The organism is Bradyrhizobium sp. LVM 105 (assembly GCF_003957705.1).
In the GTDB taxonomy this organism is placed as follows: domain Bacteria; phylum Pseudomonadota; class Alphaproteobacteria; order Rhizobiales; family Xanthobacteraceae; genus Bradyrhizobium; species Bradyrhizobium frederickii.
Genome location: NZ_QZMV01000006.1, coordinates 75,897 through 98,672, shown reverse-complemented (window position 1 = coordinate 98,672; position 22,776 = coordinate 75,897). Strand labels below are relative to the sequence as shown.

At 65.2% G+C, this 22,776-nt stretch carries 21 protein-coding genes; 6 read left to right on the top strand and 15 right to left on the bottom strand.

From position 1 onward, the window contains the following. Positions 1 to 11 precede the first annotated feature (11 nt). The 6 genes from D6B98_RS18695 to D6B98_RS18670 form a co-directional block, all read right to left on the bottom strand. On the bottom strand, positions 12 to 881 hold the full coding sequence (locus D6B98_RS18695; protein WP_126258423.1) for a carbohydrate ABC transporter permease: 870 nt from the start codon (positions 879 to 881) through the stop codon (positions 12 to 14). After that, positions 878 to 1,828, bottom strand: coding sequence for a carbohydrate ABC transporter permease (locus D6B98_RS18690; RefSeq protein WP_164718706.1), 951 nt, complete (start codon positions 1,826 to 1,828; stop codon positions 878 to 880). The genes D6B98_RS18695 and D6B98_RS18690 overlap by 4 nt, the downstream gene beginning before the upstream one ends. A gap of 1 nt (position 1,829) precedes the next feature. Continuing rightward, positions 1,830 to 2,678 (bottom strand): phosphodiesterase, encoded by an 849-nt coding sequence (locus D6B98_RS18685; protein ID WP_126258421.1) that lies wholly within the window; start codon positions 2,676 to 2,678, stop codon positions 1,830 to 1,832. 232 nt (positions 2,679 to 2,910) lie between these two features. Next, positions 2,911 to 3,168, bottom strand: a complete 258-nt coding sequence (locus D6B98_RS18680) for a hypothetical protein (RefSeq protein WP_126258420.1) — start codon at positions 3,166 to 3,168, stop codon at positions 2,911 to 2,913. Beyond that, positions 3,165 to 3,611, bottom strand: coding sequence for a hypothetical protein (locus D6B98_RS18675; RefSeq protein WP_126258419.1), 447 nt, complete (start codon positions 3,609 to 3,611; stop codon positions 3,165 to 3,167). The genes D6B98_RS18680 and D6B98_RS18675 overlap by 4 nt, the downstream gene beginning before the upstream one ends. Positions 3,612 to 3,623: 12 nt before the next feature. Next, positions 3,624 to 5,096: a protein adenylyltransferase SelO gene (locus D6B98_RS18670; protein ID WP_126258418.1), complete on the bottom strand. Its 1,473-nt coding sequence runs from the start codon at positions 5,094 to 5,096 to the stop codon at positions 3,624 to 3,626. A 198-nt stretch (positions 5,097 to 5,294) separates the two neighbouring features. On the opposite strand from D6B98_RS18670, the gene aspS reads away from it, so the two are divergent. Further along, positions 5,295 to 7,067, top strand: coding sequence for an aspartate--tRNA ligase (gene aspS / locus D6B98_RS18665; protein WP_126258417.1), 1,773 nt, complete (start codon positions 5,295 to 5,297; stop codon positions 7,065 to 7,067). Between the two features lie 162 nt (positions 7,068 to 7,229). Here the strand turns inward: aspS and D6B98_RS18660 are convergent, their stop codons facing one another. Further along, the gene (locus D6B98_RS18660) at positions 7,230 to 9,194 is read right to left on the bottom strand and encodes an aq_1923 C-terminal domain (protein WP_126258416.1); all 1,965 of its coding nucleotides are present in this window, start codon (positions 9,192 to 9,194) and stop codon (positions 7,230 to 7,232) included. Between the two features lie 246 nt (positions 9,195 to 9,440). Here D6B98_RS18660 and D6B98_RS18655 point away from each other — a divergent pair, with 246 nt between their 5' ends. Then, positions 9,441 to 11,747 (top strand): NADP-dependent malic enzyme, encoded by a 2,307-nt coding sequence (locus tag D6B98_RS18655; protein ID WP_126258415.1) that lies wholly within the window; start codon positions 9,441 to 9,443, stop codon positions 11,745 to 11,747. Positions 11,748 to 12,066: 319 nt separating this feature from the next. Beyond that, on the top strand, positions 12,067 to 12,519 hold the full coding sequence (locus D6B98_RS18650) for a DoxX family protein (protein WP_126258414.1): 453 nt from the start codon (positions 12,067 to 12,069) through the stop codon (positions 12,517 to 12,519). A 3-nt stretch (positions 12,520 to 12,522) separates the two neighbouring features. On the opposite strand, the gene D6B98_RS18645 is transcribed toward D6B98_RS18650, so the two are convergent. From D6B98_RS18645 to D6B98_RS18625, 5 genes are all read right to left on the bottom strand, one after another. Continuing rightward, positions 12,523 to 13,638: a helix-turn-helix domain-containing protein gene (locus tag D6B98_RS18645; RefSeq protein ID WP_126258413.1), complete on the bottom strand. Its 1,116-nt coding sequence runs from the start codon at positions 13,636 to 13,638 to the stop codon at positions 12,523 to 12,525. Between the two features lie 412 nt (positions 13,639 to 14,050). Beyond that, complete coding sequence (locus D6B98_RS18640; protein WP_164718705.1) at positions 14,051 to 14,602, bottom strand: dihydrofolate reductase family protein; 552 nt, start codon at positions 14,600 to 14,602, stop codon at positions 14,051 to 14,053. A 7-nt stretch (positions 14,603 to 14,609) separates the two neighbouring features. Continuing rightward, entirely contained in the window at positions 14,610 to 15,626 is a 1,017-nt protein-coding gene (locus tag D6B98_RS18635) for a polysaccharide deacetylase family protein (RefSeq protein WP_126258412.1), read from the bottom strand. Between the two features lie 166 nt (positions 15,627 to 15,792). After that, positions 15,793 to 16,362, bottom strand: coding sequence for a glutathione peroxidase (locus D6B98_RS18630; protein ID WP_126258411.1), 570 nt, complete (start codon positions 16,360 to 16,362; stop codon positions 15,793 to 15,795). A gap of 325 nt (positions 16,363 to 16,687) precedes the next feature. After that, positions 16,688 to 18,286 carry a L,D-transpeptidase gene (locus D6B98_RS18625; protein WP_164718704.1) on the bottom strand — a complete coding sequence of 533 codons (1,599 nt, stop codon included), beginning with the start codon at positions 18,284 to 18,286 and terminating at the stop codon, positions 16,688 to 16,690. 208 nt (positions 18,287 to 18,494) lie between these two features. On the opposite strand from D6B98_RS18625, the gene D6B98_RS18620 reads away from it, so the two are divergent. After that, a complete protein-coding gene (locus tag D6B98_RS18620; RefSeq protein ID WP_126258409.1) occupies positions 18,495 to 19,043 on the top strand; it encodes a CreA family protein in 549 nt (182 codons plus the stop codon). Here the strand turns inward: D6B98_RS18620 and D6B98_RS18615 are convergent. Then, positions 19,033 to 19,218, bottom strand: coding sequence for a hypothetical protein (locus D6B98_RS18615; protein WP_164718703.1), 186 nt, complete (start codon positions 19,216 to 19,218; stop codon positions 19,033 to 19,035). The two genes, D6B98_RS18620 and D6B98_RS18615, sit on opposite strands and share 11 nt — an antisense overlap. Before the next feature lie 615 nt (positions 19,219 to 19,833). On the opposite strand from D6B98_RS18615, the gene D6B98_RS18605 reads away from it, so the two are divergent. After that, entirely contained in the window at positions 19,834 to 20,196 is a 363-nt protein-coding gene (locus D6B98_RS18605) for a hypothetical protein (RefSeq protein ID WP_126258406.1), read from the top strand. Positions 20,197 to 20,199: 3 nt separating this feature from the next. Here the strand turns inward: D6B98_RS18605 and D6B98_RS18600 are convergent, their stop codons facing one another. Together D6B98_RS18600 and pdxR are read right to left on the bottom strand one after the other, a co-directional pair. After that, on the bottom strand, positions 20,200 to 20,433 hold the full coding sequence (locus D6B98_RS18600) for a DUF6719 family protein (RefSeq protein ID WP_126258405.1): 234 nt from the start codon (positions 20,431 to 20,433) through the stop codon (positions 20,200 to 20,202). A 67-nt stretch (positions 20,434 to 20,500) separates the two neighbouring features. Beyond that, positions 20,501 to 21,973, bottom strand: a complete 1,473-nt coding sequence (gene pdxR, locus D6B98_RS18595) for a MocR-like pyridoxine biosynthesis transcription factor PdxR (protein WP_126258404.1) — start codon at positions 21,971 to 21,973, stop codon at positions 20,501 to 20,503. Between the two features lie 74 nt (positions 21,974 to 22,047). On the opposite strand from pdxR, the gene D6B98_RS18590 reads away from it, so the two are divergent. Next, positions 22,048 to 22,773 carry a pyridoxamine 5'-phosphate oxidase family protein gene (locus D6B98_RS18590; RefSeq protein ID WP_126258403.1) on the top strand — a complete coding sequence of 242 codons (726 nt, stop codon included), beginning with the start codon at positions 22,048 to 22,050 and terminating at the stop codon, positions 22,771 to 22,773. Positions 22,774 to 22,776 lie beyond the last annotated feature (3 nt).

Genomic DNA, 22,776 nt, shown 5'->3' with positions numbered 1-22,776 from the left:
CGAAGAATCTCCTATTTGATGCCTGAGGTGACGAAAGAGCTGATGAAACGCTTCTGGAAGATCAGGAAGGTGACGAGCAGGGGGCCAATCACCATCAGCGTGCCGGCGGCGATGGTGCCCCAGGCCTGCGTGCCTTCGGCGGTCTTGGTGAAGACGGACAGGCCCACCGTGAGCGGCCGCTTGTCGGGCGAGTTGATCACCATCAGCGGCCACAGGAAGTCGTTCCAGTGGCTGGTCACCGAGATGATGGCGAAGGCCGAGAAGCTCGGCATCGACAGCGGCACGTAGATGTGGCGGATGCGCTGGAGCAGGCTGGCGCCGTCGATCAGGGCGGCGTCTTCCAGCTCGGTCGGAATCGCCTCGAAGGCCTGGCGCATCAGGAAGGTGCCGAAGGCGGAGGCGAAGAACGGCATCATCACGCCGGTGAGCGTGTCGTAGAGTCCAAGCTGCGCCACCAGCGACAGGTTCGGCACGATCAGCAGCACCGGCACCAGCATCAGCTGCATCAGGAACAGGTAGAAGATCAGCGTCTTGCCGACGAATTCCAAGCGCGCGAAGGCAAAGCCGGCGAGCGTGATCGTGACGAACTGCACCAGCAGGATGCCGGCGCAGATGATCGTGGTGTTGATCGTGTAGCGCGGGAAATCGCCGATCTCCCAGGCATCCCTGACGTTGTCGAGCGTCGGCTTCAGGCTCGGCATCAGCTCGGCCATGGCGTTGATGCCGTCGGAAGCCGGGCGCAGCGTCGCGACGACCATCCACAGAAACGGGATGAGCCAGACGATTGCGAGCAGCACGGTCAGCAGAAAGCCGAGCTTGGGGGTGATCTCGCCCCTTGTGGCGAGCGGGGCGTCTCTGAACAGGCGATCGAACAGCTTCATGCCCCGCCCTCGCCGTTCGCCATGGTGCGGAAGGAGAGCGCGGTCAGGCCCATCAGCGCGGCGAGCGTCAGCAGCGTCGCGGCCGAGGCCTTGCCGATATCGTAGTGCTCGACCGCCTGCTGGTAGATGTAGAACAGCACGAGATTGGTCGAGTTCGACGGTCCGCCCTGGGTCATGACGAAGACGTGGTCGACCTGCGTCACCGCGTTGAGAATCGCGATGACGATGACGAACAGGAAGGTGGGCTTGAGCTCCGGCAGGATGATGTGGCGCAGGCGCTGATATGGGCCCGCGCCGTCGAGATGGGCCGCCTCCATCACGTCCTCGGGCACGGCCTGGAGACCGGCGAGGAAGAACAGCATGTAATAGCCGGCATTCTTCCAGATCGTGATGACCATGATCGCATAGAGCGCGACGTCGGAATCGCCGAGCCAGTTCGGCAGCACCGGAAGCAGGCGGCCGATGTAGTAGTCGAGCAGGCCGACGTTGGGCAGGAAGATGAACATGAACAGCGCGGAGGCCGCGACCATCGGGATCAGCACCGGCAGGAACAGCGCGGCGCGCAGCGCGCTGCTGACGGCGTTGGTGCGCGCCAGCGCCAGCGCGAACAGCAGCGCGAGCGCGATGCTCGGGATCGCCGTTCCGACGGCGTAGATGAGGTTGTTGACGACCGCGCCGGTGAAGGCGGGGTCGGTCAGAACTGCGCTGATATTGTCGAGACCGACGAAACGCAGCGGCGCCTTGGGCGTGGCGCGCTGATAGAGCGCATCGACGAGCACGCGTCCCATTGCGCCATAGGTGAACAGCGCGAGGAAGACCAGCGAGGGCAGCAGCAGCAGGTAGGCCGGCAGCGAGGCTTTGAAGCGGGTGGTGAGGCGCTTCAGGACATCGAGGCGCGGTGCCGCCGAGGTCGCGACCGGGAGTGCCGCGGGTTCAGCGAGGCTCATCTCACCGTGCCGCGAAGTTGAGCGCATAGTCGCGGCCGTCGACTCCCGCGGGCGGCTCGAAGGGGAAGCGCAGACTTTCGTCGAGGAAGTCGTGGCTGTGCACGACGACGTTCTCGTCGTCGATCAGCACCACGCCATAGGCGGGGGGCTCGTGGCTGGCGAGGTGCGGGGCGCCCGCATTGAGCTCGAACCAGACCTGGTGGTTGGTGCCGCGCAGCGTCGAGAACGGGATCTTGCCAAAACTGCCGAAGATCGGCCGGTGCACGTGGCCGAAGAACAGGTGCCGGATGCGCGCGCGGTAGGGTGCGATGATTTCGCCGAATTCGGTGCTCTGCTTCAGCCCGATCTCGTCCATCGCGTGGACGCCGATCGGGAAGGGCGGATGATGCATGAAGACGACGAACTCCTGCTCGGCAGGCGCGGCCGCAAGCGTGCTCGCAAGCCAGCCGAGGCGCCTTTCGCACATCTCGCCGGCGTGGCTGGTCTCGTCCAGCGTGTCGAGGAAGACGAACAGGCCGTGCTCGGTGGTGCGCGTGCCCTGCACGAAGCCGTTGGCATCGCGCGGCGCGGCTTTCAGCGCGTCGAGGCAGGTGACGCGCCGGTCGTGATTGCCGACCATGGCGATGTACGGGATCTTCAGCGCAGCCATCGCCTCGGCGAAATTGGCGTAGGATTCAGCCTCGCCCCAATGGGTGAGATCGCCGGTCACCACCGCAAAGGCGGCGTCGGACTGGTGCTGGTTGATGTCGGCAATCGCAGCGTCCAGCCGGGCGCGCGGGTCGAGGCCGTAGAGCGTCGAGCCGGGGTTAGCCAGGTGCGTGTCGGTGAGGTGGATGAATTTGAAGGGCATGGCGCGCTGTGTCGGGACGGTTGGAGGATGGACGTCTCCGGCAAGACGACCCTGACAGGCGGTTAGAGCGGGTGTGTTTCAGTTTGATGACAGCGGTTCCCGCGTCCACAACTGCCGCTGCGTAGGGTGGATTAGCCGAAGGCGTAGTTCGCGGTCCCGGCGTACCTTGAGTTGCGCCGTCTGCGGCGCTTGGTATCCAAGCGTGCCGACGAGATCTCTATCAAAGAACGAGCTAGCGATTTATCGAGCGAAGGCGCTCGATTTCCGCGATCAGCCTTGGAATGTCTTGTCGTGCGTGAGCAATAAAGTCGTAATCTGCAATCGTTGCACCGGAGAGATAAATGTCCTCACCTCCAGTCCGAATGAAATCAGATCCGCTGAACTTGTCCCGTTTCTCGATGAACGATCTCCAGGGACCGGAGGTCGCCTGTTCACAGCGCGCCTTGATTGCTTCGATCTCGTCCCCGATGAGAGGACCATTCTGGTTCATTTGAACGGCTCCCCGCCAGTGGCTCGGTCTCGTTTCGCGACGTATTCGCCCAACCGGGCGAGCAGATCGGCAGCACCAGCCTGAGCTTCAACTGGTGCAATCCAGTCGGTCGCCTCGCGCGACAATTCGAGAGCGTCCAGCACCTCATTGACGAGCGGCTCAACCCCGTACTGAGCAAGCTGCGACGCTTCGACATGTATCGTCGGCCCCTTTGCGTCGAGATACCTCACCGCATGTTCCAGTTCACACAAGAGCACCACGCGCCCGGAAGCGAGGCTCAACAGCATCCCGCTGGCGGAACCAAGCCCGCCTTCTTGCCAATGATCAATAGTGAAGCCAAAGCGATTAGCCAGGGTGGCGACGTTTACGACTAAACTGACGATGGGCCAGTCAGTGCTCGAGAACCGATAATCTGGGATTTGCACCACCTTGGTCTCGGGCATCTCTTAGTTGCCTCACGTCCCGCAGAACGTCTGCAATACCCGCTGATCCGGCAGCGGCGGATCGGCGTAGGCGGCGTAGTCCGGCTGGTCCTCGTACGGCTTCGCCAGCACCTTCACCAATTCCTCGAACGGCGCGTAATCATCATCGTTCACCGCGGCCTGGATCACGGCTTCGACGCGGTGGTTGCGCGGGATGAAGAGCGGATTGACGGCGTGCATGGCGGCCTGCCGCTCGGCCGCGCTCTGCGGCTCCAGCGCGATGCGCGCGCGCCAGCGGCCGGCCCATTCGTCGAACGCGCCGGGCTCCATGAACTGCGCGCGCGCGTCGGCTGCGTCGCCTGCCGCGGCATCGCCGAGCTTGCGGAAGGTGAGGGTGAAGTCGGCCTGGTTCTTGGCCATGGCATCGAGCAGATCCTGGATCAGGGCCTCGTCGCCGTCGCGCATCGTGAACAGGCCGACCTTCCGGCGCAGGCCGGCTTGATAGGCGGCGCTGAACTGGTCCGAGAAGGCGCCGAGAATGTCCTGGGCCTCCGCGACCGCCTTTTCCTGCTCGTCCGAGAACAGCGGCAGCAGGCATTCGGCGAGGCGCGTCAGATTCCACAGCGCGATGCGTGGCTGGTTGGCATAGGCGTAGCGGCCCATCTCGTCGATCGAGGAGAACACCTGCGCGGGGTTGTAGGCGTCCATGAAGGCGCAGGGGCCGTAATCGATGGTCTCGCCGGAGATGGAGCTGTTGTCAGTGTTCATCACGCCATGGATGAAGCCGACCAGCAGCCAGCGCGCGATGAGTTCGGCCTGGCGCGCGACGACGGCCGCGAGCAGCGCGTGATAAGGCCGCTCCGCGTCGCGCAGCTCCGGGTAATGCCTGATGATGACGTGATCGGCGAGCCGGCGAATGGCCTCGGTGTCGCGGCGGACGGCAAAGAACTGGAAGGTGCCGACGCGGATGTGGCTGGAGGCGATACGCGTCAGCACCGCGCCGGGCAGCGCCGTCTCGCGAATGACGTGCTCGCCGGTGACGACGGCGGCGAGCGAGCGCGTGGTCGGAATGCCCAAAGCGAACATCGCCTCGCTGACGATGTATTCGCGCAAGACCGGCCCGAGCGCCGCGCGGCCGTCGCCGCGCCGGGAGAACGGGGTCGGGCCGGAGCCCTTGAGCTGGATATCGCGGCGGACGCCCTCCCTGTCGATGACCTCGCCGAGCAGGATGGCGCGGCCGTCGCCGAGCTGAGGCACGAAATGCCCGAACTGGTGCCCGGCATAGGCCATGGCGATGGGATCGGCGCCTTCGGGAACCGTCTTGCCGGCCAGGATCGCGGCGCCCTCAGGGGTCTCCAGCAGGTCCGGATCCAGCCCGAGCTGGATTGCCAGCGGCCGGTTCAGCTTGATCAGCCGGGGGGCGGCGACCGGGGTCGGCGCGACGCGGGCAAAGAAGCTGTCCGGCAGCGCCGCATAGGAGTTCTGGAAGGGGAAATGCACCGTCATGGGCTCAAGATAGGGCTGGAACGCCTGATGGCAAAGGCTTGGCCTCTGATAAGCCAAAAATGGGCCCTCCGGGTCCAAAACACCCCGTTCCCTTGGTTGCCGCCTTGGGCCTCGTCGGGTAAACCCTGCCGCAATCTCGGACCGGCCATGACAGGCGGTTCGATTCGCTATCCTTCAGACATTCATTTTGGGACGACCATGCATCGCTACCGGTCACACACATGCGGCGCGCTCCGCGAGAGCAACATCGGCGAGACGGTCCGCCTGTCGGGCTGGGTCCATCGCGTTCGCGACCATGGCGGCGTGCTGTTCATCGACCTGCGCGACCATTACGGCCTGACCCAGTGCGTGGTCGATCCGGACTCGCCGGCGTTCTCGCTGGCCGAGAAGCTGCGCTCGGAATTCGTGGTGCGGATGGACGGCAAGGCCCGCCGCCGCCCCGAGGGCACCGACAATGACGACCTGCCGACCGGCAAGGTCGAGGTCTATGTCAGCGAGATCGAGGTGCTGGGCCCGGCCGGCGACCTGCCGCTGCCGGTGTTCGGCGACCAGGAATATCCCGAGGACATCCGCCTGAAATACCGCTTCCTCGACCTGCGCCGCGAGAAGCTGCACCAGAACATCATGACACGCGTCGCGATCATCAAGTCGATGCGCCGGCGCATGGAGGAGCAGGGCTTCTTCGAGTTCAACACCCCGATCCTGACCGCGTCCTCGCCGGAAGGCGCGCGCGACTTCCTGGTGCCGTCGCGCATTCATCCCGGCAAGTTCTATGCGCTGCCGCAGGCGCCGCAGCAGTACAAGCAGCTGCTCATGATGAGCGGCTTCGACCGCTACTTCCAGATCGCGCCCTGCTTCCGCGACGAGGACCCGCGCGCCGACCGTCTGCCGGGCGAGTTCTACCAGCTCGACGTCGAGATGAGCTTTGTCACGCAGGAGGACGTCTTCGCCGCGATGGAGCCTGTCATCACCGGCGTGTTCGAGGAGTTCGCGAAGGGCAAGCCGGTGACCAAGGGCTGGCGCCGGATTCCGTTCGCCGAGGCCTTGCGCAAATACGGCAGCGACAAGCCGGACCTGCGCAACCCCATCGAGATGCAGGATGTCTCCGAACACTTCCGCGGCAGCGGCTTCAAGGTGTTCGCGCGCATGCTCGAGGATCCCAAGAACCAGGTCTGGGCGATCCCGGCTCCTGGCGGCGGCAGCCGTGCGTTCTGCGACCGCATGAATTCGTGGGCGCAAGGCGAGGGCCAGCCCGGCCTCGGCTACATCATGTGGCGCGAGGGCGGCGAGGGTGCAGGTCCGCTCGCCAACAACATCGGTCCCGAGCGCACCGCCGCGATCCGCGCGCAGCTCGGTACCAAGGAAGGCGATGCCGCCTTCTTCGTCGCCGGCGATCCCGACAAGTTCTGGAAGTTCTCAGGGCTCGCCCGCAACAAGGTCGGCGAGGAGTTGAACCTCACCGACAAGGAGCGGTTCGAGCTCGCCTGGATCGTCGACTTCCCGATGTACGAGTACAACGAGGACGACAAGAAGGTCGACTTTTCGCACAACCCGTTCTCGATGCCGCAGGGCGGCCTCGAGGCGCTGAAGGGCCAGGATCCTCTGACCATCAAGGCGTTCCAGTACGACATCACCTGCAACGGCTACGAGATCGCCTCGGGCGGCATCCGCAACCACGTGCCGGAAGCGATGGTGAAGGCGTTCGAGATCGCAGGTTACGGCGAGCAGGAAGTGGTCGACCGCTTCGGCGGCATGTACCGCGCCTTCCAGTACGGCGCGCCGCCGCATGGCGGCATGGCCGCGGGCGTCGACCGCATCGTGATGCTCCTGTGCGGCACCACGAATCTGCGCGAGATCTCGCTGTTCCCGATGAACCAGCAGGCCATGGACCTCTTGATGGGCGCCCCGTCGGAAGCCACCACCAAGCAGCTGCGCGAGCTGCACGTGAGGGTGAACCTGCCGCAGAAGTGAGGCGTGGGGCGCTGCTCCTAAGGCGCGAGCCAGCCGCTCCAATTTCGTCATGCCCGGGCTTGTCCCGGGCATCCACGTCTTTTCAGCTGCGTGAAAGAACGTGGATGGCCGGGACAAGCCCGGCCATGACGGCGGTAAAGGCGTGCGCTCCTCACTCGCCTCCTACAGCCCCGTCGATGCCTCAATCCTGAACTGCGCCAGCGCGCTGTCCGGGGCGGTCTGGATCAGCTGCATCAATTGCATCAGCGGCACCTTGGCGCGCGGCGTGAGCTTGAGGGTCAGCGTCTGTCCTGAGGTCTCGACGAATCCGGCGAGCGCAGCCACCGCGCCCCTGGCATCGACGCTGGACCCCGCGATCTTCTCGCCCTGCGCCCGGATCATCTCGACGATGGCGCTGCGCGCGGTGTCGCGGCTGACATTCTGCATGCGCGCGAACTGCGCCACGACCAGATCGACCACGCCGCTGTCGCGCAGCGAGAGCTCGAACGCACCGGTCTCGACCTGCGCCGCCTGGCTCATCGCCTGCACCGGGTCGGTGGTGAACAGGCCGCGCGGCACGTTGGCGAGCGCGAGGCGGGCCTGTGCCCTGGCGAGGCTGCCGAGATCGATGGTGGCGGGCGCAAGCGCAAATGCGCCTGTCGATTCCGTCCATCCGGCGCCGAGATCGAGGTCGATCGCGAGCTTGTCGATGCCGGCCATGGTCAGCGGCTGCAGCGCCGGATTGGCCGGATCGGTCGGCGTGACCATCTTGACGACCAGATTGGCCCTGCTCGGGATCGAGCCGACCAGCTGGCCCCAGTTCAGGCTGATCGTGTCGACGGTGAATAGCTGCCGCGTATTCTTGTAGGGCGCGACCACGCCCTTGATCTCGGCGCCTTCGAGCACGCGGAACAGGCCGAGCATTTGATCCGGCGAGGGCGGCTGTCCGGACGTCTGGAGGCTCGCCGCCCAGCGCATCAGATTCGCCGCGCTGAAGGACTTCAGCGCGAAGCGCTCGATCTTGAGCTGCCCCTGCGGCAGCGGCATGTCGAGGCCTTCCAGCGCGACCTTGTCCTGATCGTATTTGACGGCGCTGAGCCGCCCCGTTCCTTGCGGCGTCTCGACCGTCTGCTTGCCGATTTCGACCTTGCCGATCTGGAAGCCTTCGAAGAAGTCAGCCACTCTCGCGATCATGTCGCGCGACTGCGCCGGCGTTGGGATCGCGCCGTCAGCCGGCACCAGCGCGATGATCTCGGCCGGCCGGAATTTCGAGGGCCGGATGGCAATGTCGTCGAAGGTGAAGCCGTCCACCTGCATGCGCATGCCGGGCGCCGCCGTCACGACATAGGAGTTGACCGAGATGCGCCGATAGATCCTGTGAAAATTATCGTCGTTCGATCCTTGCTGATCGAGCGCGGCCCTCACAGCGGTTGCGTCGAAATCGTAGATGGCCAGACCGGACATTTCGCCGGTCATCTTCGCGGGCTTGCCCGGCTGCGCCAGGTCGATCGTATAGGTAACGCGGTCCATCTTCGCCGTTTCGATCTTGCCCCGGTTGACGTTCTGGACCGATAGACCTGAATAGACATAATCACCGCTGCCGGCATTCCTGCCCGCATCGACGTTGACCGCGAGGGTCGGCACCGCGATCTCCGACGCCGAGATCGTCCCGTATTGCGCGAGGATGAAGCGGTACATATCGATGATCGAGCCGGCCACCGGCGTGCCGTCTGCGCGGGTCGGGCCGGAAAAATCTCGCGCGCTGATCTGCGGGATCTTGTAGTTCGCCTTCACGGTTATCCGCTCGGTGGATGTGAAGCCGAGCTCGACCCCCGATGCCTCGATGCTGTCGGCCGAGAAACGGGCCTCGTCCGGCTGGCGCACACCGACGGCCGTGATCTTGGCGACCTTGAAGGTGGCGAACTGCGGCTGGGCAGGCTCGACCGCAATGTCCTCGATCGTCAGCGTCCGGGTCGCGAGCGCGAACGTGATCTTGCCGTGGCTGGCTTTGCTGCCACCAGCGCGAAGCCGCTCGAAGGCCGCCTCGACCTCGCTGGTCGCCCGGTGCTGGACATAGAGATTGAAGCCGAGCCACCCGCCTGCGCCGAGCGCGGCTGCCACGATCAGGCCGATCAGGATTCGCTTCATTCCCAGCTCCAGTTGCTCGTTTCGCACCGCGCAACCTGCCATATTCGCGAAACGCCGCGCGGTCCAGGGAAAGCTATGGTTTTCAAACATTTGACTGCGCGCCCTGTTGATGGGCGCGCAATCGGATGTTGCCACCGGGGCGGCCGGCGTGCTTCATCCCGTTTCCATGATCCGGAAATTCGGCTCGCTTGGACAGCGGCTCCGGATCGCGCATTTTGAGGCCGGTAACGCAAGGCGAGACAACGCATGTCGTCCTATTCCGATGATCTCCACCAGGCGGCGCTCGCCTACCATCGTCTGCCGCGCCCCGGCAAGCTCGAGATCCAGGCGACCAAGCCGCTTGCCAACCAGCGCGACCTCGCGCTGGCCTATTCGCCGGGCGTCGCCGCGGCCTGCACCGAGATCGCCAAGAACCCGGCCGAGGCGGCCACGCTCACCACCCGCGCCAACCTGGTCGCGGTGGTCTCGAACGGTACCGCGGTGCTTGGCCTCGGCAATATCGGCCCGCTGGCCTCCAAGCCCGTCATGGAGGGCAAGGCGGTCCTGTTCAAGAAGTTCGCCGGCATCGACGTGTTCGACATCGAGATTGCCGCCGACACCATCGACCGCGTGGTCGAGACCGTGGCGGCGCTCGAGCCGACCTTCGGCGGCATCAATCTGGAGGACATCCGCGGACCTGAGTGCTTCGAGATTGAGACGCGCTTGAAGGAGCGCATGAAGATCCCGGTCTTCCATGACGACCAGCACGGCACCGCCATCATCGTCGCGGCTGCCATCACCAATGGCCTCAGGCTGAACGGCAAGAAGCTGTCCGACGTCAAGATCGTGGCATCCGGGGCAGGGGCCGCGGCGCTCGCGACGCTCAATCTTCTGGTGTCGATGGGCGCGCAGCGCAAGAACATCTGGGTCTGCGACATCGACGGCCTCGTGCACGAGGGCCGCAATACCACGATGGACCGCTGGAAGGCGGTCTATGCGCAGAAGACCGACAAGCGCACGCTCGGCGACGTCATCGGCGGCGCCGACATCTTCATCGGTCTCTCGGCACCGGGCGTGCTGACGCCGGAGATGGCGAAAGCGATGGCGGACAAGCCGTTGATCATGGCGCTCGCCAATCCCACGCCGGAGATCATGCCGGAGGAGGCGCGGAAAGCGCGGCCCGACGCCATGATCTGCACCGGGCGCTCCGATTATCCGAACCAGGTCAACAACGTTCTCTGCTTTCCCTTCATCTTCCGCGGTGCGCTCGACGTCGGCGCCACCGCGATCAACGAGGAGATGAAGCACGCCGCGGTCGAAGCCATCGCGCAGCTCGCACGCGAGGCGCCCTCGGATGCGGTGGCGCTGGGGGTCGAGACCAACGAGGCGGGCGGTTTCGGTCCGGGCTCGCTCATCCCGAGCCCGTTCGATCCGCGGCTGATCCTGCGGGTGGCGCCGGCGGTTGCGAAGGCGGCGATGGAGTCGGGCGTCGCGACGCGTCCCATTACCAATTTCGACGACTATGCTGCGCAGCTCATGCGCTTCGCCTTCCGCTCCGGCCTCGTCATGAAGCCGATGTTCGCCAAGGCCAAGACCCAGCCGGTGCGCGTGATCTACGCCGAAGGCGAGGACGAGCGCGTGCTCCGCGCCACGCAGGTGGTGCTGGAGGAGAACCTGGCGCGGCCGATCCTGGTCGGCCGTCCTTCGGTCGTGGAGGCGCGCATCAAGCGCTTCGGCCTCTCGATCCGCGCCGGCAAGGATTTCGACCTCGTCAATCCCGAGGACGATCCGCGCTACCGTTCCTACGTGCAGTCCTATGTCGAGGTCGCCGGCCGCCGCGGCGTGACGCCGGATGCGGCCCGCACCGTGGTGCGCACCAACAACACGGTGATCGCCGCGCTCGCGGTCACGCGCGGCGAGGCGGACGCCATGCTGTGCGGCGTCGAGGGCCGCTACATGAGCCATCTGCGCCACGTCCGCGAGATCGTCGGCTTCTGTCCCGGCATCAGCGACTACGCGGCGCTGGCGCTGCTGATCACGACCAAGGGCGCCTTCTTCATCGCCGACACGCAGGTGCGCCCCAATCCGAGCGCGGAGGAGCTGGCCGAGATCGCATCGCTCGCCGCGGTGCATGTCCAACGCTTCAACATCAAGCCGAAGATCGCCTTCGTCTCGCATTCGGATTTCGGCAGCTACGACACCGATTCCTCGCGCAAGATGCGGCTGGCGACCCAGCTGCTGAAGGACAAGCATCCCGAGATCGAGGCCGACGGCGAGATGCAGGGCGATACCGCGCTCTCCGCTGCCGCGCGAAAGATGGTGCTGCCGCATTCCAAGCTGGAGGGCGAAGCCAACATCCTGATCATGCCGACGCTGGACACCGCCAACGTCGCCTATCAGATGATCAAGTCGCTGGCGGACGCGCTGCCCGTCGGCCCGATCCTGGTCGGCCCGGCGCGCCCCGCACACATCCTCACCCCGTCGGTGACGGCGCGCGGCATTCTGAACATGACGGCGGTCGCCGTGGTCGAAGCCCAGGAGCGGGCTGCGCGGCAGCCGACGTTGTTTACCTAGTTGCTTCGTACTCCTTCGACGTCCTCGGCGTGACGCTCGCACCGCAAGCCCGTCATGCCCGGGCTTGTCCCGGGCATCCACGTTCTTCGTCCCGCGAGGCAAGTCGTGGATGGCCGGGTCGAGCCCGGCCATGACGGCGAGCGAGTTGCGGCCAATCACGTTGCTCTCGGTTCGATCCCGCTAGGGATCGCCAACTAAGCGACGCGCCGCAAGCCTTGAATTCCTCGCACTTCTCCATTTCCCCGTTTGTAAACCGGCGCACGACTCTCCATAATCCTGCCAAGCATTCCCGCGCTTTGAGCTTGCCAAGAGGCCGATCATGCCAGCGTTCGTGACTTTCGGGCGAATTCTGTTCGCCGTGCTGTTCATCTACACGGGCGCGACCAAGCTCTTTGCCATCCAGGCGACGGCCGACTTCATCGCCACCAAGGTCGTGGTGCCCGACATCGTCGCGCCCTACGCCAAGGAGATCGAGACCGTCGCCGCCATGACCACGCCGCAGCTGCTGGCGATCGCGATCGGCGGGCTCGAAATCATCGCGGGCCTGATGATCGCGCTGAATTTCGGCGCCCGGTTCTTCGCGATGCTGATGATCATCTACGTTGCGGTTGCGACTGTACTGTTCAACGACTTCTGGAACCAGGCGGCGCCCGACAATGCGAAGGTGGTGGTCGACGCGCTGAAGAACCTCTCGATCATCGGCGCATTGTTCATGCTGATGGGCTACGGCCGCACAACGCGTCCGGCCGAGGCGGCTTACGGGGACGTGTAGGGATCAATCCGCACGCGGGGGCGCGATCTCGCGCATCCACCGCGAGATCGTTGCGTTGCTTGTTCCGTCCATGCCCCGCTGCACACCGAGCAAGGCGGCCTCGCGCGCGGCGCGCGGCGTGATGCCATAGGCTGCCTTGAAGGAGCGTGTGAAATGCGCGTCGGTGCCGAGCTGCCAGCGCCGCGCGACTTCGCTGATCCTCAAGGTTCTCGCATCTGAACTGGCGAGGTCGAAGAAGGCGCGGTGCAGCCGCCGGCTGCGGATGTAGTCGGCGATGCCGCCGACCGGCGCGAACAGCCGGTACAGGGAAGCCCGGGACAGGCCGAAATGGGCCGCGATCGAGCCGGCCGACAGCTCGTCGCTGGCAAGACCAGCCTCGATGTATCGGCGAATCCGCATCAAGGAAGGACCCGCCGTGACGGCTTGGTCGGCGTCGGGATCGCCACGCTCGAGCTCGTTGCGCAGGCACGCCGCCAGCAGCGAGACCGTGCCCTCGACCACCGAATGGCATTCGTCGAGGCTCATGCGCGGGGCGAATTCGAACAGGGCGGTGAGATGCCCGGCAAGCAGCCTCGCGATCACGCTGCTGCCCGGCAAGACGAGACCATGCAAATCGTCGACCCGCAACAGATGGGTGTCGAACATCGGGCGCGGAACCACCAGCGTGACATTCTCGAAGGCCGTCGCCTTGGTCTCCAGGGTCTGGGCCAGGTCGAACAGGCAGATGTCGCCGGCGCGCACACGGATCGGACGATCGCCTGCGATGCCGTCAAAGCCACCCCTGAGGTAGAGCTGGAGAATGATGTGGTCGACGCCGCTGCGCGCGATCGTCTCGGCGGTCCGGCGGAAGCGCTGGCCGCTGGCCCGGCTCAATCCGATCAGCACCGGCCCCATGGCGTAGGAGTTGAGGTCGGCGCGGAACGGGCCCGGCTCGTCGGCGGCGAGCTCGTCGACGTCGAACAGCGTGGCGACAGCCTCCCGCCACGCCGCGACGTTGGCATTGGCCTCCATCTGATCGGCGCGGAAGCCGAATGCCGGAAGCAGGGATGAAATCGGCGCTGCATCAGCAGCCAGCCCGGAGGCGTCAGTCGATCCTGTCGTCGTCGCGTCGTCGCTCATGGTGGTCGGGGTCGCGTTCTGATCGGCAGTGAAGAAGCGGGGAAGGGCGGCGCCGGGCCAAGCAGGCCCGGCTGGAGGTTGATATCCGGCGAAGGCAAAGGGTTCGTTTGCGCGGGAGTCCTGCCGCCCGCGCGGCGACAGCCTCGAGCCGAAGCCGTCCAGTTTTGCGCTTTTGTCTCAGTCTATTGATGCGGCGTTTCGGAATGGTCGGCTCGTATTGACGCAGCGCCACAGAGGTTGGCTATAGCGCCATCACCGCCGTCGGGGCCGATTATTGGTCTCGGCAAATATGCTAGCCGGCTTTGCGCTGGCCGGCGGCGGGACCAATTTTCAGCGTGATATCGGCGGGATACGTAATGGTGTCATATTGCCGGTACTGTGCATGGGGGTGTTTTTCCGATTTTGATGGGAGCTAGCCGGGCCGCCACGGCGTCACGGTCACCTCATGCGCCGCGTCGAGCACATACGGCGCGCCGGGTCTCATTCCGTGCGAAGCCAGCACCTCGTGCGGCGTCCGCTGGGGTACGCCGACGAAACAGCCTTCACCGCCGGGCAGGCGCACATGCGGGGCTTCCGACAGCCAGAACGTGTCGTAGCGATCCATGAATAGGTCGAACACGACGGGGCCGCCGATGACGGCGACCATGCCGGAGGCGACGTCGGCAAAGGCGCAGGCCTCCTCGAAGCTCGCATGTTCCGGATTCCACAGCGTCGCGTTCGGCAGCTCTGGATCGACGGTGAGCGCCTTGATCTTGCGGGTCAGGATCAGCCGCTTGCGATTCGGCGAGTTCGGCTGCTGCTCATGCGAGTTGCGGCCGTGCACGATCAGCGCGGCGCGGTCGAGCGCCTGCTCGAAGAACAGCTTGTCGCCCTCGAACTTCAGGCTGTCGGGCATGACGCGACCGGCGTCGGCAAGCATGCCGTCCGCCGAGACGATGACGTAGCCTTCGATACGGAAAGACAATGGCCGTCTATTCGGAAACGGTCGTCACCACGGAATTGACCGGGCGCTGGCTGACGGTCGGCAGCTTGATGTCCTTGCCCAGATCCTGGTCGTATTCCGGCAAGGAGGACGCCGGGAATTTGGCGCGCATCGCCACCACCTTGTAGCCGCCGGCCTTGAGGCGCTTGAGCAGCTCGGGCAGGGCTTCCGCAGTGTGCTTCTGGAAGTCGTGCATCAGGATGATGCCCTTGCCCCTGGTATCGAGCTTCTTCATCACGGTCTCGACCACCTTCTCAGGCTTGGAGGCCTTGAAGTCGAACGAGTCGATGTCGCAGGAGAAGATCGCGGTGTTGCGGTTGCCGAGATAGGTGACCATCTCCGGCGGATGCTGAAGTGCCGGGAAGCGGAAGAACGGCGAGGGCGAGATGCCGCCGAGCGCCCACTTCACCGCGGAAACGCCCTTCTCGATCTCTTCCTTGCGCTGTGCCTCGCTAAGCTTCTTGTTGTTGAGATTGGCGTGCGACCAGGTGTGGGTGCCGACGGTGTGGCCGGCGTTGTAGACCTGCTTCAGGATCTCCGGCTCGTAGGTCGCGTGCTTGCCGATGGTGAAGAAGATGCCGGTGGTGCATTCATCGGCGAGCGCCTTCAGCACTGCGGGCGTGTTGCGCGGCCATGGGCCGTCGTCGAAGGTCAGCACCACCTCCTTGTCGCGCAGGAAGTCGAGCTCCTTGAAGTGCTCGAAGCCGAAGCCCGGACCGCCCGTGGTGTCGATCTCGACGGTGCGGGCGACACCGAGCGCGCCCGGCGTGTTGCAGGCCGCGCGCGCCGGTTGCGGCGCCTGCTTGGGCGGAGGCGGATTGACGAAACCCGCCGGCGCGGCGCCTGCCGCGGGAGCCGCGGGCGGAGCGGCGGCCGCCGCTGCCGGCGTTGCCGCGGGAGCGGCTTGTGTCGCGGCTGCGGGCTTTGCCGGGGTCTGCGACCACGCCGCGCCGGTCATGGCCAAAGATATCGCGCTTGCCAAAATCAGTCCTGCCGCCACGCGCATGGTGTTGTCCTCGAGATTGATCCCGTTGTTCCGCCGCGGCTTTTCGCCACCGGCAAAACCATCCTGCCCCAAACCAATCCTAGCCTAGATGGTAGGCCATCGCCATTGCAACGGCTGTTTGGCATCTCGCCACGATTGTGCCCAGCCCGATTGGGCGCGCCTCGCGTCAGCCGGCGGCCAGCGCCTTGGCAACGGCTGTTTTGATTCGCGTATCGGTTGGTTCGACCGCCGAGGAAAACACGTCGGCGATATAGCCGTCGCGGCCGATCAGGTATTTGTGGAAGTTCCAACGCGGAACCTCCCGAGGCCTCGCCTCGGCGGCCCACTTGTAGAAGGGATGCGCCTTGGTGCCGACCACGACAGCCTTGGCCGTGATTGGAAAGGTAACACCATATTGGTGATGCGCGGTCGCCGCGATCTCGCCGGTACCGCCCGGCTCCTGGCCGCCGAAATCGTTGGAGGGCACGCCGATCACGGCGAGGCCGCGTTCGCGAAACTCGTTCCAGAGCTCCTGCAGGCCGGCATATTGCGGCGTGTAGCCACAGAGCGAGGCCGTGTTGACGACCAGCAACGGCTTACCGGTGAACGCGGCGAGACGGATGTCGTCGCCGGACAAAGCAGGGAAAGAAAAGGCATAGGCCGAGATTCGGCTCATGCCGCCATCGGCAAACGCACGCGTCGCCGGCGCGAGCACGCCCGCCAGCGCCACGGTGAGCACGGTCCTGCGGTTCACCATGAAGGCGTCCCCCGAAATGATCCGAGGGGCATTTTACTCCGCGGCAGCGCCCCGCCTCGTCAACACCGCGTTATCGGACGCGGTGAGACACTAGAGTGGAGTGGCTTAAGGTTGAACAGATTGCCGCAGGGGCGTTCACCTCTCCCGCTTGCGGGAGAGGTCGGCGCGTCCGGGCGATGCGAAGCATCGTCCCGCGCGCCGGGAGAGGGCTTTCTCCTCTTGGGGATTGTCCCATTGAGGACACCCTCTCCCCAGCCCTCTCCCGCAAGCGGGAGAGGGAGTGCACCTCCGTCATCGTGGCAATCGAGCTTGATCCCATCATGCTTTAGTACAGGCGAACGATGAAGTCGGTGCCTTCGCCGGTCTCGCCCTGGTTGATGCCCTGGTCGGAGATGATGATGGAGCCGCCCGTTGTCAGCATCTCGTTGATCTTCGCCATGGTGTCGGCGGGGATCGAGATGCGGTCGAGGGCCTCGGCCGGGCTGTCAGGCGTGACCAAGGGCTTGGCGGCGACAGGCTTGGCGGCGACAGGGATCAGGGCAGCGCCACCCTTGCGGCGCGTGAGGCGGCTGTCGTCCTCGCGTGCCGCGGCACGGGCGGACACCGGCAGCGACACCACCGACCAACGCAGCGCATTGGAATCGGTCTTGTCGAGTTCGGCGGTGAAGATATGTGTGCCGAGCGGACGGTCGCTGGTGGCGATCGTGACCGGGACATCGAACAGCGGCGCAAAATTCTGCCGCACGTAGAGCTTGGAATCCTTGCGGCTGATGAAGACGGCGATCTGGCCGGCCCGCTTGGGTGCTTCCGGCTTCGCGGCCGGCGCCGGTTCGGCAAGGCGGCTCTCGTCCTTCTTGGCGTCGGACGAGGCGGCGATCGAAGGTGCCCGTGCGTCGGGTGTCTTAGCGGCGTTCGCGTTGGCCGGTTCGGATTTGGCCGGCTCGGCCTTGACGGCCTCGACCTTGTCGGCGGGCTTGTCCTCGTTCGCCGGCTTGGCGGCTCTGTCCGACTGAGGCTTGGCCGCATCGGATGCTTCGGCGGTCCTGACCTCCTCGGCCGGGGCGGCGACATCCTCGCGGACGGGCGCATTGCCGGTGGTCACATCCGACATCACGGTGTGGCCGACGGAGGCGCGCAGCTCGAGCACGGCTTCGGCGCTGGCGGTCTTGGTTTCGGTCGGTTTGGCTTCGGCGGCTTTGGTTGGCGCCGCGCCCTTGTCGGCCTTGTCGCCGGCATTGGTCTGCGGCTCGAGGCTGGCGGCGGGCTGCGGCGGCACGCGCGCGGAGGCGAGCAGGGGATGGGAGAAGCTGTGCGGCGATATCTCTCCGGGCGCGACGATGACGCGCGCGCCCATCCTGGTCCAATTCCACATCTTCATCGCGAACGACATCGGCATGCGGATACAGCCATGCGAAGCCGGATAGCCCGGCAATACGCCGGCATGCATGGCGACGCCGGACCAGGTGATCCGCTGCATGTACGGCATCGGCGCGCCGCTATAGATGTTGGAATGGTGGAACTTGTGCTTCTGGATGACGCTGAACACACCCATCGGCGTGGAATGGCCCTTCATGCCTGTCGACACCGGAGATTCCGCGAACACGCCATTGGTGTCGTAGACCGTGACCTTCTGCCGGTCGATCGAGACGACGATGACCAGCGGCCCTTGCGGCTTGGTGCCGGCTTCCTTCTCGGCGACGACCGCCTTCTTGCCGGTCGCGCTGCGCTTCTGCGGCTTCTGGCGCGGTATCTCGGGACGCCGGTCCTGCCGGGGGTAATAGGATCCGTCGGAATAATCCGTCCAATAATAGAATGCTGCGTTTGCCGGGCTGGTCGCGCCGATCGCACCCGCCGCCGTCAAAATGGCGACCTGCCAGAGCCGCGCCGGCTTGGCGGAAAAACCCGACCCGTTCACGCTGTTCATCCTCGAATCCATAATCCAAATCAAACGTTAGTCTCGCAAAGGGACTACGCGTTCACTAGCAGGGTGGTTCTGCCGTCGCCTACTTTTGTTCAAGACGTAGCAAAAAAGCCTCACAGAGCGGTAAACGGCGGCCACCCCCGGCTGCGCGTCGTCTTCCTGTCGGGCTGACGCGCTCCTACATTGCGAGGACTTGTTAGCGGAGAACTTCATGTCATCTCGTTTCCCTGGTCTTGCCGGCATCCGCCTGAAAGGCCTCGCCTTATTCCTCCTGGCCTTGGCTGTGCCGGCAGCGTCGGTCCAGGCTGCCGACGAGCCAGATCTGATCTTCCGCCGCTCCACCGTGTTCAAATGGATGAGCCCGAACGACAAGCTTGCGACCTATGGTCTCGACGATCCCGAGGTCGAGGGTGTCGCCTGTCATTTCACGGTGCCGGAGAAGGGTGGCTTCAAGGGCTGGCTGGGCCTTGCCGAGGAGGTCTCGGACATCTCGCTGGCCTGCCGTCAGGTCGGCCCGATCAAGTTCAAGAACAAGATGGAGCAGGGCGACGACATGTTCCGCCGGCGCCGCTCGCTGTTCTTCAAGAAGATGCAGATCGTGCGCGGCTGCGACACCAAGCGCAACGTGCTGGTCTACATGGTCTATTCGGACAGGCTGATCGAGGGTTCGCCGAAGAACTCGACCTCGACGGTGCCGATCATGCCGTGGGGAGCGGCAGACGCAAACGTTCAGAAGTGCGGCGAGTTCTTCACGGATTGACGCGCTTGGCGAGATGCGAGCCGGTCAGCCGCGCGAAGGCTTGCGGCGTGGCCTCAAAGCCGCGGCCGGACTGCAGCGACATCGCGCCGGCCGAGGCGACGCGGCTGGGGCGTTGATCGCCGCCGTCGCTCCGTTGGTCCGCCTCGCGCGGCGTTGCGCGATCTTGCCCCATCATGATGGCCATCCCTCAGCTGAACGCGCCCGGTGATCCCGGGCGTCTCGGTTTCGATGGCTTGGGTCGCAGCCGATGCGCCCCCGGTTCGATGGGACCCAGCCTTCGTTCGTCCCTCTTCAACAGAAAAACGTAAAATGCGTGTGAAGCGGGCAAGGCGGAACCGTGACGACGCCGACGCAAGGGGTGCTCGCAAACCGCATGCGGAACCTGTCAGGCCGCTTAGAGTTCCGGCGCGAGCTGACTGAAATAATTGGCGGATTTCGAGAATTGTGTCGTCGCCTCGGACCCGACGAAACAATTCTCACGCAGGATGAAACCATTTTGCGCTTTCGGCGCATCACGCGCGAAACCGCCCATGGTTATCAACTCGACAACGACGAACGGCGCACCGCCGGCCACGGAATTCGGAGACCACACCATGCGCGCGTTCAGCTTCATCCTTGCTTTCGCTTTCGTGGTTGCCGGGTCCTCGTTCGCGGGCGCGCCGGACGGCAGTCTCCCGGGTATCGGCACCTTCCAGTACAGCGGCTCGCCGGTGAGCACCGCGACGTCGCAGCCGATCTTGGTTGCCGCGCGCTTCTGATCGACAATAAGAAATCAGCCGGTAAGGCCGTCATGCTCGTTCGATTTTGCGCCGCTGCGTTCGTCTCCATTCTGACGATCGGCGCCGCTCAGGCGCAGGTGCGCGCCCCCTCCAGATTACCGGATCCCCGCACTGAGTTCGTGCGTCAATGCGCGCCGCGGATGCTTGGGCGGTGGGAACATCCTGAGGAAGTCTGCGGCTGCCTGCACGATCACGCCGCGGCGGCCGTCGAGGACCGCGATCTGCGCGAAGCGCTGTTGCGCGGCATCAGCGAAACCGGCGTGCCCACCATCGAGACCGACTGGGTGCCGGCTTCCAAGCAAAGCGAAATCGGCCCGACCTTCACCAAGATCGCCAAGCCGACCTTGCAATGCATGTTCGATCCGGCGAAGTAGCAGCTATTTCGTCTTCGGACCGTATCGCGGCACACAGGTGCTGGTGCGCGCGACGCCCTTGTCCGTCATCCTCGCTCCACGCACTTCCTTGACCTGTCCGGCGGGACAGGTTCCGTCATCCACCTGCACGCGCTGACCCAGCTTGAGATCGACGATGTCCTGCTCGCGTCCAACCGAGCCGGCATGTGCCGTCGCGACAAGCACGATGGAGATCAGGAACGAGAGGCGTAGCAGCATGGCGATAGGTCTCGGCGACGGTGCGGCAATGTAGGGACTGGCCGGCGATTCTCATAGTGAACGTTCGTCACGCGCGCCGAGCGGCTCTGGTTCCCGCGCGCAGGGCTGCGCGCGACTCCCGCGCGAGCCGTTCGGCGGAGGCTTTGAGCTGCGGAACCGCGTGGCCGGAAAACCCCAGCACGAAGCCGGGCAGAGGGCGCGCGCGCGAATAGGTGTCGGCCAAGAGCCAGCCTTCCGCGCCGCACGCCCGCTTGGCCCGCGCGGCCACCGACGGGTCGACCGATGGATCGAACCTGGCGACCAGATGCAGGCCTTGTGACGGCACCGGCACCGAGAGCACGCCATCGGAAGCGGCTTCCAGCGTTTCGGCCAGGACATCGCGCGCATCGCGATAGAGTTTTCGCACGCGCTTGAGGTTTGCGGCGAATGCGCCCGAGTTGAGCATGTCGGCGACCGCGCCTTCCATCAACGTGCCGGGGAAGCGGTCGAGCGCCGCGCGCGCAGCCGTCACGTCGGCGATGAGGCGCTCGGGCAGGGCGCAATAGCCGATGCGCAGACCTGGAAACAGCGTCTTGGCGAAGGTGCCGAGGTAGATGACGCGCTGGAGACGGTCGATGCCGGCGAGCGACATCAGCGGTGCGCCGTCATAGCGAAACTCGCTGTCGTAATCGTCTTCCAGCACGAAGGCGCCGGCCTGCCTGGCCCAGTCCAAAAGCTCGAGCCGCCGCGGCATCGACATCTGCACGCCGAGCGGAAACTGGTGCGACGGCGTGATGTAGGCCGCGCGCGCGGACGGCGCCGTGGCGCGGCCCTTGGCGATGCGCATGCCGTGCCCGTCGACAGGAACGGGCACGGCGCGATAGCCGCAATGCGCGATGGTCTTTCGCGCGGCGGGATAGCCGGGGTCTTCGCACCAGACCTGGTCGCCCGGCTTGAGGATCACGCTCAGCACGATGCGCAGCGCGTGCAGAGTGCCTGACGTCAACATGATCTGATCGGGATCGCAGCGCAGCCCGCGCGCCGACAACAAATGATCGGCGATGGCGGCGCGCAGCTCGCGGCTGCCGCGGGGATCGCCGTAATGCAGGTGTTCGGACCCGAAGGCGCGCATGCGCCGGCCGACGAAGGCGCGGAAGCGCTGCACGGCGCGTGCGTCGATATGGGTGCAGCCGAGCGCGAACGCACCTTGCCTGGGCGCTTCGACAACCGCCTTGGGCTTGCTCGGCGCGGCCGTGCGCGCTGGGATGCGCGCGGCGACGAAGGTGCCGGAGCCGACTTTGGCCTCGGCAAAGCCGTCGGCGATCAGGCGCTCATAGGCGATGACGATAGCGTTGCGCCGAAAGCCCGTCTGCCTGGCCAGCGTGCGCGAGGGCGGCAGCGGCTCGCCAGGCTTGACGAGGCCGGAAACGATCATCTCGCACAAGGCCTGATAGAGCCGGTGCGCGGCGGAGGCGCCCGCCGTGACGTGGGGGCCGGCGAGGTCGAGCGGCAGCTCGGTCTTGGCCGGTGAGGGCAGGGAATTGGTCGGAATTTTTCGCATGGAATTGGAACTATCGCAGACCAAATGCGCCGCTACAACTATTCCCGATCTTTCCAATCCGATCAGGAGCGGCCGTGAGCCAGACCGAGACCTCGAATTCCTATCCGACATCGGCGCGCAACCAGGTGAAGCGCCGGCACGACCGCGGCTTCTACGATCACGACACGGTTCATCGCATCCTGGATTCCTCGATGCTCTGCCACGTCTCCTACGTGATCGACGGCCAGCCCTATTGCACCCCGACCTTCTTCTGGCGCGAGGGCACCAAGCTGTACTGGCACGGCTCGAGCGCCAGCCGGATGCTGCGCAATCAGACCAAAGGCGAGCGCGTGTGTCTCACCGTCGCCCATCTCGACAGCCTCGTGCTGGCGCGCTGTGGCTTCAACCATTCCGCCGACTACCGCGCGGTGATGGCATTCGGCACCGCCTATCTCGTCACCGATCCCGATGAGAAGGAGCGGGCGGTGATCGCCATGGTCGATCGCTTTTTCCCGGATCGCACCGCGAGCCTTCGGGCCAGCACCACCCAGGAGATCAAGGCGACGTCCTTCATCGCGATGGAGATCGAGGAAGCCTCGGCCAAGATACGCGCCAAGGGTGTTGCTGACGACGACGAGGACTATGCGTTGCCGATCTATGCCGAGCGCATTCCGGTGCGCACGGTGCTCGGCGCGCCGGAGCCGTGTCCGCGCCTACTCGACGGCGTCAGCCGGCCTGCGACGCTGGACGGCTATTCGGAGGGGCGACTGCTCGAAGATGCATTGCGGGATGCATATTTTGTGGAGTACCCGAACGGCTGAAAT

Bases quoted from the DNA above. Each gene is read 5' to 3' on its own strand.
- D6B98_RS18630 (WP_126258411.1), bottom strand. From the start codon at position 16,362: ATGGTGAACCGCAGGACCGTGCTCACCGTGGCGCTGGCGGGCGTGCTC.
- pdxR (WP_126258404.1), bottom strand. From the start codon at position 21,973: ATGCGAAAAATTCCGACCAATTCCCTGCCCTCACCGGCCAAGACCGAG.
- D6B98_RS18680 (WP_126258420.1), bottom strand. From the start codon at position 3,168: ATGAACCAGAATGGTCCTCTCATCGGGGACGAGATCGAAGCAATCAAG.
- D6B98_RS18600 (WP_126258405.1), bottom strand. From the start codon at position 20,433: ATGCTGCTACGCCTCTCGTTCCTGATCTCCATCGTGCTTGTCGCGACG.
- D6B98_RS18655 (WP_126258415.1), top strand. From the start codon at position 9,441: ATGTCGTCCTATTCCGATGATCTCCACCAGGCGGCGCTCGCCTACCAT.
- D6B98_RS18660 (WP_126258416.1), bottom strand. From the start codon at position 9,194: ATGAAGCGAATCCTGATCGGCCTGATCGTGGCAGCCGCGCTCGGCGCA.
- D6B98_RS18605 (WP_126258406.1), top strand. From the start codon at position 19,834: ATGCTCGTTCGATTTTGCGCCGCTGCGTTCGTCTCCATTCTGACGATC.
- D6B98_RS18670 (WP_126258418.1), bottom strand. From the start codon at position 5,096: ATGACGGTGCATTTCCCCTTCCAGAACTCCTATGCGGCGCTGCCGGAC.
- D6B98_RS18675 (WP_126258419.1), bottom strand. From the start codon at position 3,611: ATGCCCGAGACCAAGGTGGTGCAAATCCCAGATTATCGGTTCTCGAGC.
- aspS (WP_126258417.1), top strand. From the start codon at position 5,295: ATGCATCGCTACCGGTCACACACATGCGGCGCGCTCCGCGAGAGCAAC.
- D6B98_RS18635 (WP_126258412.1), bottom strand. From the start codon at position 15,626: ATGCGCGTGGCGGCAGGACTGATTTTGGCAAGCGCGATATCTTTGGCC.
- D6B98_RS18685 (WP_126258421.1), bottom strand. From the start codon at position 2,678: ATGCCCTTCAAATTCATCCACCTCACCGACACGCACCTGGCTAACCCC.
- D6B98_RS18620 (WP_126258409.1), top strand. From the start codon at position 18,495: ATGTCATCTCGTTTCCCTGGTCTTGCCGGCATCCGCCTGAAAGGCCTC.
- D6B98_RS18615 (WP_164718703.1), bottom strand. From the start codon at position 19,218: ATGATGGGGCAAGATCGCGCAACGCCGCGCGAGGCGGACCAACGGAGC.
- D6B98_RS18690 (WP_164718706.1), bottom strand. From the start codon at position 1,828: ATGAGCCTCGCTGAACCCGCGGCACTCCCGGTCGCGACCTCGGCGGCA.
- D6B98_RS18625 (WP_164718704.1), bottom strand. From the start codon at position 18,286: ATGAACAGCGTGAACGGGTCGGGTTTTTCCGCCAAGCCGGCGCGGCTC.
- D6B98_RS18650 (WP_126258414.1), top strand. From the start codon at position 12,067: ATGCCAGCGTTCGTGACTTTCGGGCGAATTCTGTTCGCCGTGCTGTTC.
- D6B98_RS18645 (WP_126258413.1), bottom strand. From the start codon at position 13,638: ATGAGCGACGACGCGACGACGACAGGATCGACTGACGCCTCCGGGCTG.
- D6B98_RS18695 (WP_126258423.1), bottom strand. From the start codon at position 881: ATGAAGCTGTTCGATCGCCTGTTCAGAGACGCCCCGCTCGCCACAAGG.